7 protein-coding genes are annotated in these 12,585 nt (G+C 61.0%); 3 read left to right on the top strand and 4 right to left on the bottom strand.

From position 1 onward, the window contains the following. The first annotated feature begins 360 nt into the window (after positions 1–360). Positions 361–2,421 carry an EAL domain-containing protein gene (locus IE111_RS12540; RefSeq protein WP_189609163.1) on the top strand — a complete coding sequence of 687 codons (2,061 nt, stop codon included), beginning with the start codon at positions 361–363 and terminating at the stop codon, positions 2,419–2,421. 292 nt (positions 2,422–2,713) lie between these two features. Here IE111_RS12540 and IE111_RS12535 read toward each other — a convergent pair whose 3' ends face one another. Both IE111_RS12535 and IE111_RS12530 read right to left on the bottom strand, forming a co-directional pair. Continuing rightward, the gene (locus IE111_RS12535; RefSeq protein WP_189609823.1) at positions 2,714–2,905 is read right to left on the bottom strand and encodes a PA3496 family putative envelope integrity protein; all 192 of its coding nucleotides are present in this window, start codon (positions 2,903–2,905) and stop codon (positions 2,714–2,716) included. A 329-nt stretch (positions 2,906–3,234) separates the two neighbouring features. Next, positions 3,235–5,973 carry a putative bifunctional diguanylate cyclase/phosphodiesterase gene (locus IE111_RS12530; protein WP_189609160.1) on the bottom strand — a complete coding sequence of 913 codons (2,739 nt, stop codon included), beginning with the start codon at positions 5,971–5,973 and terminating at the stop codon, positions 3,235–3,237. 163 nt (positions 5,974–6,136) lie between these two features. On the opposite strand from IE111_RS12530, the gene uvrD reads away from it, so the two are divergent. Then, positions 6,137–8,302 carry a DNA helicase II gene (gene uvrD, locus IE111_RS12525; RefSeq protein WP_189609158.1) on the top strand — a complete coding sequence of 722 codons (2,166 nt, stop codon included), beginning with the start codon at positions 6,137–6,139 and terminating at the stop codon, positions 8,300–8,302. 9 nt (positions 8,303–8,311) lie between these two features. On the opposite strand, the gene IE111_RS12520 is transcribed toward uvrD, so the two are convergent. Next, positions 8,312–10,147, bottom strand: a complete 1,836-nt coding sequence (locus tag IE111_RS12520; RefSeq protein WP_189609156.1) for a sensor domain-containing diguanylate cyclase — start codon at positions 10,145–10,147, stop codon at positions 8,312–8,314. Positions 10,148–10,225: 78 nt separating this feature from the next. Between IE111_RS12520 and IE111_RS12515 the strand changes: the two genes are divergently transcribed. Then, on the top strand, positions 10,226–10,858 hold the full coding sequence (locus tag IE111_RS12515; RefSeq protein WP_229805344.1) for a DNA-deoxyinosine glycosylase: 633 nt from the start codon (positions 10,226–10,228) through the stop codon (positions 10,856–10,858). Between the two features lie 127 nt (positions 10,859–10,985). On the opposite strand, the gene IE111_RS12510 is transcribed toward IE111_RS12515, so the two are convergent. Then, on the bottom strand, positions 10,986–12,488 hold the full coding sequence (locus tag IE111_RS12510) for a carboxypeptidase M32 (RefSeq protein ID WP_189609148.1): 1,503 nt from the start codon (positions 12,486–12,488) through the stop codon (positions 10,986–10,988). Between the last annotated feature and the right edge of the window lie 97 nt (positions 12,489–12,585).

The following is a 12,585-nucleotide window of genomic DNA, read 5'->3' as shown; positions in this document are numbered from 1 at the left end:
ATTCATTGACGGTCCAAGAACGGTTTCGCCCCGATATGGGGAACGCATGGTTCCCGGCTTGACAGCATCCACGGAGCGACCAAAACTTGAAGTCCATCACATTACTAAACGATTGATCGGAAAACGCGTCCGCCGGACGCGCCGGACGGATCGCCCCAAACGGAATTGATGGCGTCGGCCGGCTCTCTTTTGCCAAGAGGTGTCTATGGTGAGTCAAAGGAATTTTGTCACACGCTCCATTGATGTTCGCTTCGTTACCGGCGAACGACAGGCCAACTGATGCCAGGCGATGATGCCCTAAGATCCGGGCCCGCGGTTCAAGAGGTCGACAGCGAGCGATTGCGGTTGCTGGAGCGCAGCTTGGCATCGACACGCAATGGCGTGCTGATTTGCGACGTCCGCCAGGACGATATTCCGATCATCTACGCCAACCCGGCTTTCGAGCGCATCACCGGCTATACGCTGGACGAAGTTCTGGGTCGGAATTGCCGTTTTCTGCAAGGACCGGACACCGGTTCCTCTTCCGTACGCCAGCTTGCGGAAGCGATCGAACAGCGCGTCGAGACCAGCCTGGTCCTGAAGAACTACCGCAAGGACGGCACCGCCTTCTGGAACGATCTCTACATTTCCCCGGTGCCGGACGAACAGGGAGAGGTCACCCATTTCATCGGCATCGTCAATGACATCTCGGAACAGCGACGCTACGAGCACACCCTGGCCTACAACGCCAGCCACGACGTACTGACCAACCTGCCCAACCGGTCTCTGCTGGAGGATCGTATCCGACAGGGCATGCAGATCGCCCACCGGTATCAACGCACTTTGGCGGTGCTCTACATCGACCTGGACGGCTTCAAGGCGATCAACGACACCCTGGGACACCTGAGCGGCGACCAGGTGTTGATCGAGGTCGGCCGGCGAATCGAGCAGGTGCTGCGGCCGGGCGATACCGTGGCCCGTCTGGCGGCCGACGAATTCGTGGTGCTGCTGCCGGATCTGGCGCATCACGACGACATCGTTCCCATTTCCGAAAAGTTGTTGACCAGCATCGCCCAACCGTACTGGATCGAATCAACGTCCTACCACCTGACCGCGAGCATCGGCATCGCGGTTAATCAGGACGAAGACGAGGACCCGATGAAACTGGTGCGACAGGCCGATCTCGCCATGTACCAGGCCAAACAAGCCGGGCGCAATATCTACCACTGGTACACCGATGACCTGAACCGGGAAGTGTCCCATTCCCTGCGGCTGCGCAGTGACTTGCAAAACGCCCTGGATTCCGGCGATTTCGAATTGCACTACCAGCCTCAACTGAGCCTGACCACCGGTCGGGTAACCGGGCTCGAAGCCCTGATTCGCTGGCGCCATCCGGAACTGGGCATGGTCTCTCCCGGCGATTTCATTCCACTGGCCGAATCGACCGGTCAGATCGCCGCACTCAGCGACTGGGTTTTGCAAACCGCGTGCGATGCGCGCCGGCAACTGCTCAAACTGGACCACAATCTGCCCATTTCCCTGAACCTGTCGCCGGTGCTGTTCAAGGACAACCAACTGGTCAAACACATGGTCCGGACCATTACCGAAAATGGTCTTCGGTGCGACCAGTTCGAACTGGAAATTCTCGAAAGCGTGATGTTCGGTCATCACGACCGCGCGCTCACGTTGCTGAATGAAATGCGCGACGCCGGCTTTCGATTGTCGCTGGACGATTTCGGTACCGGGTTTTCCAGTTTGAATTACCTGAAAAGCCTGCCGATTCACAAGGTCAAAATCGACCGCTCCTTTGTCCAGGACCTGATCAGTGACCAGAACGATGCGGCCATCGTACGGGCCATTATCTCGATGGCGCATTTACTGAAGTTGAGTGTCACCGCCGAAGGCGTGGAGACCGAATCCCAGTCCGCGTTCCTGAAGCGCGAAGGGTGCGACGAGATTCAGGGCTTCCTGCACAGTCGTGCCTTACCGTTGCCCGACCTGATCACCTATCTGGACCGTACGCGCTGGCAGGCTGAAAACGACGCCTCGGTCACACCGGACAACTCACGCTGTCTGCTGATCCTCGACGACGACGAATTCATTCTGAAGTCTTTATCCCGCGCATTGAGGGGAGAGGGCTATCAGGTCCTGCTCGCGAACAAGGCGGACGATGCCTTCCGCATGCTGGCCCAGGTGGATGTGCAGGTGATCCTGTCCGACCAGCGCATGCCGGAAATGAGCGGCACCGAGTTTTTCAAACGGGTCAAATCGCTCTATCCGGAAACCGTGCGCATCATTCTGTCCGGGTACACCGACCTCCAATCCGTCACCGACGCCATCAACCAGGGTGCCATCTACAAGTTTCTGACCAAGCCCTGGGACGACGACGAACTGCGCCAGATCATCAGCGATGCCTTCGATCTGAACGCTTCCCGCCCCTGAATGACCCTGGCAAACCCTGAATGCCAGATAACGGTGCGATTGATGCCCGATCCGCACCATCCAATGACGCCTTGCCGTTAGCTTGGTGCGGGCAGTTGAAAAAGGTGTCGATCATGTCCGCCTCTCTGGCCGACATCCGGCTTCAGGTTCAAGCCCAATAACGACCACGCGATGTGACCGGTAACGGTTGGTAACACCGGGTGTGAGGTTGTGTAACAGTGGGGAAAGAGAGCAGGCGGGGGAGGGAACAACGGCCCGGCCCAATCGGGTCCGGGCCGTGCGGGATCGCTTTTTAGAACAACTCCAGGTCCAGATCGTCGAGCTCCTGGCGCAGGCGTTGCTGCTCGAGGTGATCCTCGATGGCCCGCCGGGCCGCCAGTCTACGGTGGTTCGTCGTGCGTTTCGTTTCGCTGGCTTCGGCCGGCTTGTGCAGTTGGTTATCCTCGATGTTGGCCAGTTCCAGGTCAAAAAGATTCACAGACATAAGAGTTCAGCTCCTTTTCAATGGCGACTGCCGTTTCTTATTTTTCTTGCATGGGAAGCGCCTCGGGGCGGCCTTTTGGGCCGATACAGCGCGCCTTCCCGGTATCACGACTGCATTCTAGGCGGCTGTTGTGGCAAATCTGTGAAACAGCACCGCGATTTGCCAACAACCCCTGGAATTCGGTCTAACGTTAGAACTTATATGCAGAATGCGTGCCTGACCTGTAGGAGCCACGGTCGGCACGCGGCTCAGTGCGCGACAATTTCGGCTGTGGCCCTTTAAGCCTTCGCGCACGGAGCCGAGTGCGGACCATGGCTCCTACAGTGTGGTTAATGCAATTGATCCGGTTGGGCTTCCCCGAACAGGCGCAGGTTGGAGTGACGGATCAGCGGCAGGATCTCGTGGGCCGGCAACGGGCGGCTGATCAGGAAACCCTGGGCGTAGTCGCAGCCCCGTTTTTTCAGGTAGCCGAGTTGCTCGCGGGTTTCGACGCCTTCGGCCACGACGGACATCTTCAGGCTTTCGGCCATCGCCATAATCGCCTCGATGACCTGGCTGGCACCGCCGTCGTTGACTTCGCGCAGGAAGGAACGGTCGATCTTCAGGGTGTCGATCGGCAGTCGTTTCAGATAGCTGAGCGAGGAATAGCCAGTGCCGAAGTCGTCCAGCGCCAGTTGCACGCCCAGTGACCGCAACTGGTTGAGGAAGTCCTGGGCGTGGGCGGCGTCTTCCATCAGGACACTTTCGGTGACTTCCAGTTCCAGGTATTCGGCAGGCAGCCCGCTGTGTTCGAGGGCGCCGGCCACGCGATCGTAGAGGTCGTCTCGGAAGACCTGCTGACCGGAGAGGTTCACGGATACCGAAATGTCGCCCAGCCCCTGGTTACGCCAATTCGCCGCGTCGCGACAGGCCCGTTGCAGCACCTGGTCGCTGATGCGGTTGATCAGGCCGGTTTCCTCGGCCAGCGGCAGGAAGTCCTCCGGTGCGATTGGCCCCTGTTCCGGGTGATGCCAGCGCACCAGCGCCTCGACCGAATCGATCAGACCGGTGGCGAGGTTGAGTTTGGGTTGGTAGTTGATGGTCAGATCGCCGTTGTCGACGGCGTGTTTCAGGCTGTCTTCCAGGTTCTGGCGCTGTTCCGGCTGGTTCGGCAACAACTGGCGATAAAACTGGACGTTATTGCCGCCCTGCAACCGGGCCTGGTTCATCGCGCTGATGGCCTGGTTCAGGAGCTGGCGCAGGTTGTCGTGGTGGACGATACAGGCGCCGATGCTGGCGGTGACGATCAATTCGTGGTCGTCGATCAGGCTCGGGCGGCTGACTTCTTCCAGCGCCAGGGCGAGCACTTCGTCCAGTGCCTGCCGGTCGCCTTCGTAGTCGATGTAAAGCGCGAATTCGTCGCCGCCGAGACGCGCGACCTGGCGCACCGGGTCGTTCAGGTTGTTCAGGCGAGCGGCGACGTCTTTCAGCAATTGGTCGCCGACGTCCTGGCCCAGGCTGTCGTTGACGGTCTTGAAGCGGTCCAGGTTGAGCACGGCGATGGCATAGTGGTCGCGCAGCAGGGGTTCGTGCTCTTCGAACTGTTTGATCAGGCGGTGGAAGTAACTCCGATTGACCAGGCCGGTCAGCTTGTCGTAGTTGTTCAAATAATCGAGCTGCAGGGCACTGCGGCGCTGGTCGGTCAGGTCGCGGCCGATGCCGAGGTAGTGGCTGATCCGACCGTCGGTGTCGCGAATCGCGGTCAGCGTCAGGCTCATCGGGAACCGTTGATGACCCTTGCGCAGCGCGACGATGTCGCCCTGCCAGCGACCGTTGTTCACCATGCCCTGGGCGATGCGCGACTGTTGCTCCGTGGGGATGACCTGGAACAGCGGCAAACCGATGATCTGGCCCTTCTGCTGATGGAACATCTGGCTGAACATCCGGTTGCAAGTGCGCAGCCGCTGGTCGCTGTCGAGCACGAAGACGCCGTCCGGGCTGTTGTTGAACAACGAAGACGACAGCCGCAGCTCTTCCTGCTTGCGCATGTCGTCGGTGATGTCGCGCCGGGTACCGACCATGCGCATCGGCCGGCCGCGGGCATCCCGCTCGATCACCTTGCCACTGTCCTCGAGCCATTTATAGCCGTCGACATCGTCGTGGCGGATGCGGTAGCGGGCGTGGTAGTAGCGGGTTCGGTCTTTCAGGTGCAGCATCAGCGCACGACGCACGCGCGGCCGATCGGCTTCATAGACCCGGGATTCAAGGTCGATGTAGTCGGCATCATCGGTGGCGTGGCCAAAGAACTTCTGCTTGTCGGAGTGATAGACGCGGCGGTTGGCGATGTCCCAGTCCCAAAAGCCGATGCCGCTGGCGGCCATCGCCATGTTCATCTGTTCTTCGCTTTTTACCAGCGACTGGTTGATCTGCTTGCGCAGTTCGACTTCGTTGTTGAGCCGGTCGTTGCTTTGTTCCAGCTCGGTCGTGCGCCGGGTGACGGTGTCTTCGAGTTGATCGCGATGGCGGGCCAGCAGTTCGCTCAAATGCCGGCTTTCCAGGGTGTTTTCCAGCATCCGCATCGACATGCGATGCCCCTGCCAGATGCCGACCACAACCACGGCCATCAACGGGACATGCACCTGCAGCAGTTCGGCGTTGGTGACCGGCCCGTCGAACAGGAACGGCATCCCGGCGACCGGGAGCCAGCTCATCAAAAAGAGACGCCAATGGGTGAAAAAGGCGACACCGGCCAACCCGGCGAAGGCGATGGCCAGGGTCAGACACACCCCGCCCATGCGGGCCTGAAAGCCCCAGACCAGCGCATGCAACACCGCCAGACCGCCAACCCAGACCGCCGGATTCCAGCCCGGGTGAGTGTCCAGATGCTCCCGACCCAGCGACACCAGCATCAGCCCGGCACCGGCCAACATCACCAGCAACACCGAGCGCCCGACCAGCATTCCCAGGTTCAGATTCTGGGAGGCCAGGCAGAGCACGCCGAGAATAGCCGAAGCGACCCACAGCAGACGGCTGTAGCGCAGCAGATAGACGTTCCGGAGATGTCGCAGGGTGTCCTGGGGTTGGTGCATCGCTCAATCCGTCGTGATACTCCCGCCAGTATAGTGCAGATGCACTATTCTGCACGGATTGTTGAACCGCCGTTCAAGATAAAGTAGCCGTACCCGGCTCATCAACATCGGCGAAGGGTTCTGATACACTTTCCCTGTTTTTTTGTACAGTGATGCGACACCCATGAACCTGAACGCCCTTCTGGACCAGTTGAACCCCGAACAGCGCCAGGCGGTCGAAAGCGACGCCCAGCATTTGCTGGTGCTCGCCGGCGCCGGCAGTGGCAAGACGCGTGTGCTGACCCACCGCATCGCCTGGTTGATCGCCGCCGGCCTGGCATCGCCGTACAGCGTTCTGGCCGTGACGTTCACCAATAAGGCGGCGCGCGAGATGCGTGGCCGGGTTGAAGAATTGCTTGAAGGCCCGGCCAATCATCTGTGGATCGGTACTTTTCACGGTCTGGCGCATCGGTTGCTCAAGGCGCACAGCCGGCTGGCGGAGTTACCCGACAATTTCCAGGTCATGGACAGCGACGACCAGCTGCGGCTGATCAAACGCCTGCTGGCCGACATGAACATCCAGGACGACCGCATCCAGCCCAAGCAGGTGCAGTGGTTCATCAACGGCCAGAAAGACGAGGGGCGCCGCGCCCGCTATGTCCAGACCCACGGCGACTGGTTCGAGGAAACCCTGCGCGACATCTACACCGAATACGAGACCGTCTGCCAGCGCAGCGGCCTGGTCGACTTCGGCGAACTGCTGCTGCGCGCGCACGAACTCTGGTTGAACAACCCGGAGCTGCTGGCCCACTACCAGCAACGCTTCACCCATTTGCTGGTCGACGAGTTCCAGGACATCAACACCATCCAGTACGCCTGGTTGCGCGTGCTGGCCGGCGAGCGCCTGAGCCTGACCATCGTCGGCGACGACGACCAGTCGATCTACGGCTGGCGCGGCGCCAAAGTCGAGACCATCCAGACCTTCGGCCACGACTACGCCGGCACCCAGGTGGTGCGCCTGGAACAGAACTACCGCTCGACCTCGACCATTCTCGACGCGGCCAACGCCGTAATCGCCCGGAACCCGGCCCGCCTGGGCAAGAACCTGTGGACCGAGGGCGAACGTGGCGACCCGATTCGACTGTACGCGGCCTTCAACGAACAGGATGAAGCCCGCTACATCGCCGACGAGATCAACCGTCTGATCGAAGGCGGTACCAACGCCGACGAGGTCGCGCTGCTGTACCGTTCCAACGCCCAGAGCCGGGTGTTGGAAGAAGCGTTGATCCACAGCCAGATCCCCTATCGGATTTACGGCGGCCAACGCTTCTACGAGCGGATGGAAATCCGCAACAGCGTCGCTTATCTTCGGCTGATCCTCAACCGCCAGGACGACGCCGCCATCGAACGCATCATCAATGTGCCGACGCGCGGCATCGGCAACAAAACCATCGAGACGCTGCGCACCATCGCCCGCGACCAGGGCTGTTCGCTGTGGCAGTCCGCCCTGTTCGCGATCGAGAACAAGGTATTGGCCAAGCGTGCCACCAACGCGCTCGAAGATTTCATGCTGCTGATTTCCGACCTGGAAGGCCTGGTTCAGGAAAAAGAAGAACTGGGCGAAATGGTGAAGATCGTCAACGAGGTCAGCGGCCTGATCGAGCACCACGAAAAAGAGAAAGGCGAGAAAGGCCGCGCCCGGGTCGAGAACCTGCAGGAACTGGTCACGGCCGCGCAGAGTTTCGCCGGCGACGACGAAGCCGCCACGCCCATTGAAATGCTCGCCCAGTTCCTCGGTGAAGCCTCACTCGATGCCGGCGACCGACAGGCCGACGAGTTCGAGGAAAGCGTGAACCTGATGACGCTGCACAGTGCCAAGGGCCTGGAATTCGATCACGTCTATCTGGTCGGCCTGGAAGAAGGCCTGTTCCCGCACAAGATGTCGATGGACGAAGCCAGCGGCCTGCAGGAAGAACGGCGCCTGGCCTATGTCGGCATCACCCGGGCGCGCAAGGAGCTGACGCTCACCTACGCCGAAAGCCGGCGCCTCTACGGCTCGGAACAATTCAATTCGGTGTCGCGTTTCGTCAAGGAAATTCCGGCCGAACTGCTCAGCGAAGTCCGGCTGCGTTCGACCGTCAGCCGCCCGGTGAGTTTCGGTATACAGGAAGACCTGGCGATGGACGCCGGCGGCTTTAATCTGAACCAGCGCGTGCGTCACCCGATGTTCGGCGAGGGCATCATTGTCAATGCCGAAGGCGGCGGCGCCCAGGCGCGGATACAGGTGGCCTTCGACGACGGCAACGAGCGTTGGCTGATGATGCAGTACGCGAAGCTGGAGGCGGTGTAAGCCGCCCGTTCAGTCCCGCAATTTAACCCGATCACGGCCGCTGTTTTTGGCCTCGTACAAGGCCACATCCGCCCGGCGAATGCCGTCGCTGATCTGGTCGTCCGTCGTCTGGATCTCCGTCACACCGATGCTCACCGTGGTTGAAATGGCATCGTCGTTGTACGGCACCCGTGTCGATGCCCAGCGCTCGCGGATGCGCTCGGCCACCTCAAGCGCCCGCTGTGCCGTCGCGTTGATCAACAGGGCGATGAATTCCTCGCCGCCATAACGGCAGACCACGTCGCTGTCCCGCAATTCCTGCTGCAACAGGGAGGCGAACGCCTTCAATACTTCATCGCCGCCGGGATGGCCGTAGGTGTCGTTGATGGCCTTGAATCGATCGAGATCGAACGCCAGTACCGACAAGTTGAGCGGGTGTCGTTTACTGCGCCGCATTTCCTGGTCGGCCACCAACTGAAACTGGCGCCGGTTGAGCACGCCGGTCAACTCGTCGGTCGCGGCCATGAGCCTGAGTTCGTCCATCATCCGCTGGCGTTCGGTGACATCGGTCAGCGTCATCTGAAAGGCCGGCTCACCGTCCCATTCGACCATGGTGCCGAGCAATTCGATCCACATCGTACCGCCGTCTTTGCGATGTACGGGCACGGTATCGCGCACACTGGATACCTCGCCGTGCAGCAACTGGACCCATTGATTGTCACCGGCCTCACGGGTGAGCTCCGGCATCAGATGCGCCAATGACGGCAGGTCCATCACGTCGCCGGCGGAGTCGAAGCCGAACATGCGGGCGGCGGCCTCGTTGACGTAGAGCGGGCGATAATTCTCGTGGATGCGCTCGACCACGATGCCCTGAATCGACCCTTCCGCCAGGGCCCGGAAACGGCGTTCGTTTTCCTCGACCGCCTCCTTGGCCTTGTATTCGCGGGTGATGTCCAACAGGACGCCGGTATAGAGAACATCATCACCGTTTTGCCGCGCTCGCTGGGCCCGGTTGCGCACCCAGCGCGTGCTGTTGTCGGCCAGCCGTACCCGGTGGTCGAACTGCCAGTCCAGGCCGGTCTCGACGGCATGCTTCAGGGTTCGGTCGACCAGTTCCCGGTCCGCCGGCGGCACCGTCTGCTCCCAACTTTGCAGTGACTCGACCTCCTCGTACCCGAAAAACCGGGCCGCGGTCGGGCTGAGATAGACACTGCGCCGCTGGCTATCGGCCTGGATGGTTTGCTGGTAAACGACGCCGGGAATCGAGGCGATGATGTTTTGCAATTGCTCTTCGCTCTCGGACAGGGCTTCCAATGCCAGAGCGCGATCTTCGTACAATTGCTGACGGGCATCGGCTTCGATCCGACGGCTCAGCGCCGCCGCGATGACATCGCCCATGCGCTGCAGGATGTGCGTATCGAGGTCGTCGAACCAATGCGCCTCGTCCGCCGAGACTTTCAATACCCCGATGACCTTCTGGCCATGAAACAACGGCGTGACCACCATCGACCGGATGTTGAGTTTGCGCGTCAGGGTCCGGTCGACACGATCATCGGTTTCTGTGTCCATGCAACGCAGTACCGAGGCCGATCGAACGCTGAGCCCGGACAAGCTGGACGCCACCTTCAAGCGAGTGCCGACGGCATCGGCCACATTACCGCAGGCGGCCCGGTACACCAGCTCATCGCCTTCCACCAGCTCCACTATGGCTCCCTGGGCATCGGTCAGACGCTGGACCGACAGCACGACCTCCTGCATCAGGTCGTCCAGCCCCAGGTCACTGCTGGCCAGTTTGGCCTGAACTTCCAGCAATTCCTGCAGGCGAGGGGTTTGATCGGACGTGAGCTCAATCGAGATGTCGTTCATTCGGGGTGGCCTGTTTCACATGCTTTCCCCGGCAAGCATAACAAAGCCTGCCCGCCTTACGTCGGTAGAGTTCACGAATTGAGCGTCCGAATCACCGGTAATGCTGTGCGCACCACCCAGGACGAGGTAGTCGATCGCACCCTGAATCGACGCACACTTTTTGATAGGCTGGCGTCGATTTCAATACATCGAGACACCATGACCACCGTCCACAGTTTCGCGCCCGTCGAACCCGGGCGCGCCAAAATCCTGATCCTCGGGTCCATGCCCGGCAAGGCCTCGTTACGGGCCGGTCAGTATTACGCCCATCCGCGCAACGCCTTCTGGCCGATCCTCGGGCAATTACTCGGCTTCGACGACAACCTGCCCTACGCAGGGCGAGTCACGCAATTGAGAGACAACGGCGTCGGCCTGTGGGATGTGCTGCAAACCTGCACCCGCACCTCGAGTCTGGATTCGGACATCGTCGAATCCTCGATCGTGATCAACGATTTCCCGGGCTGGTTCGAGCGGCATCCGGATACGCGGGCGGTGTTTTGCAACGGCGGCAAGGCGTACGAGAGTTTTCAGCGACGCGTGGTGCCGATCTTGCCGGAGTCCGTTCGGGAGCGGCCGGTGCACAAACTGCCCTCGACCAGCCCGGCACATGCGGCCATGCGGCCGGAGCAGAAGGCGGAGCAGTGGATCGAGTTGATCGGAGGGTATTTATAGGTCCGTAGGGCAGAAGAGGCGAAGCCGTTATCTGCCGAGGAAGCATAGGTTGCCAGTGGATTAACCCGTGCCTCCACATTCGCCCCCGGCAGATAACGCTGTCGCTCTTCTGCCCTACAAAGTCACCTCATTCGCCCAAATACCGCTCGCGGACGTGGTTCAGGAAGTAATCCGGGTTCAGGGTATCGCCGGTGGCCTGTTTCATCAGGTCGTCGTATTCGAGGTAGCATCCTTTCTGCCAAATGTTCTCCGCCAGCCAGTCGAAAATCGGCTGCAGTTCCAGCCGGGCGATGCAGTCTCCCGCATCCGGCACGGCGCGAACCAGGGCCGCGTGCAATTGTGCGGCGTTGAGCGCGCCCAGGGTATAGCTCGGGAAATAGCCGACGGCGCCCATGGGCCAGTGGATGTCCTGCATCGGGCCATCTCGGAAATCGCCCTTGGTGTCGAGCCCCAGATAGCGTGACATGGCTTCGTCCCAGCGTTCGGGAATGTCGGCGACCTCGGAGCGGCCGAGGATGATGTCGCGTTCGAGTTCGTAGCGCAGGATGACGTGCATCGGGTAGGTGACTTCGTCCGCGTTGACGCGGATCTTGCCCGGCTCGACACGGGTGTAGAGGGCGTGCAGGTTGTCCGCCTCGAACGCGGGGTCTTCGCCGAGGTGTTTGCGTACCAACGGGGCAATGGCGTTGATGAACGGGCGCGACCGGCCCAGTTGCATCTCGAAGAACAGGCTCTGGCTTTCATGAACGCCCATGCCCATGCTGCGGCCTACCGGTTGATGCAGCCAGTCCCGCGGCAGGCCGGATTCATAACGGGCATGACCGGTTTCGTGGATGACGCCCATCAGACCTTCGATGACGTTGTGCTCGTCGTAGCGGGTAGTGACCCGGCTGTCTTCCGGCGCCCCACCGCTGAACGGATGGGCGGTGGGGTCGAGCCGGCCGGCGTCGAAATTGAAGCCGAGCACGGCCATCAATTCACGCGCCAGGGCGTCCTGTTTGTCCACCGGCACCGGCTTGGCGGGCGTCATCGGTGTCGGACGGGTCGCCTGCCGTTCAAGAATGTCACGCGTGAGGTTCGGCAGGGTCGACTTCAGCCGGTCGAACACCGGGTCGATGCAGTGCATCAGGGTGCCGGGGTCGAACTGGTCGAGCAGGGCATCGTAATCGTTGGCGAAGCCACGCTCCTCGGACAGAGCCTCGCGCTGGGCCTGGGCCGCCTCGCGCGCCAGATCGAACACCTTCTGCAGCAGCGGCTGAAAATCGCGCCAGTTGTTTTCGGGCCGTAGTGTGCGCCAGGCGTGCTCGCATTCGGTGCTCGCCAGCGACTGGGCTTCGACCAGGTCTTTCGGCAAGGCCCGGGCACGCTTCCAGTCCAGCGTCATCTGACGCAGATTGGCCTGCTGCCAGTCGCTCAGGTCGTTCGCCTCAAGAGCACTCGCAAAGCGTTCGTCCAGGGCCGGGTCCTGCAGGATTTCGGTGCGCATGACGTCGAGCTCGGCCAGGGCCCGACTGCGGGCCGCGTTGCCGCCCGGCGGCATCATGACGTAGCGGTCCCACTGAAGCATGCCGGACGCATGGTCCAGTTGTGACAAACGATAAAAAGTACGTTCCAGTTCGTGATAACTCATGTTTCGGGCTCCGGTTTCAACTGGGTTTATCAAGCCAGCATTGACGGTCTGTTTCAAGCCGGGAAGAATGGTCTTCGGCACCGTTGTACTACAGGGA

Origin of the sequence: Saccharospirillum salsuginis (assembly GCF_014651855.1) — a bacterium.
Lineage (GTDB): Bacteria > Pseudomonadota > Gammaproteobacteria > Pseudomonadales > Natronospirillaceae > Saccharospirillum > Saccharospirillum salsuginis.
This window is presented reverse-complemented; position numbering and strand designations above follow the sequence as displayed.

Excerpts from the sequence above, each read along its gene's own strand:
- IE111_RS12520 (WP_189609156.1), bottom strand. The coding sequence starts at position 10,147 with ATGAACGACATCTCGATTGAGCTCACGTCCGATCAAACCCCTCGCCTG.
- IE111_RS12510 (WP_189609148.1), bottom strand. The coding sequence starts at position 12,488 with ATGAGTTATCACGAACTGGAACGTACTTTTTATCGTTTGTCACAACTG.
- IE111_RS12535 (WP_189609823.1), bottom strand. The coding sequence starts at position 2,905 with ATGTCTGTGAATCTTTTTGACCTGGAACTGGCCAACATCGAGGATAAC.
- uvrD (WP_189609158.1), top strand. The coding sequence starts at position 6,137 with ATGAACCTGAACGCCCTTCTGGACCAGTTGAACCCCGAACAGCGCCAG.
- IE111_RS12530 (WP_189609160.1), bottom strand. The coding sequence starts at position 5,973 with ATGCACCAACCCCAGGACACCCTGCGACATCTCCGGAACGTCTATCTG.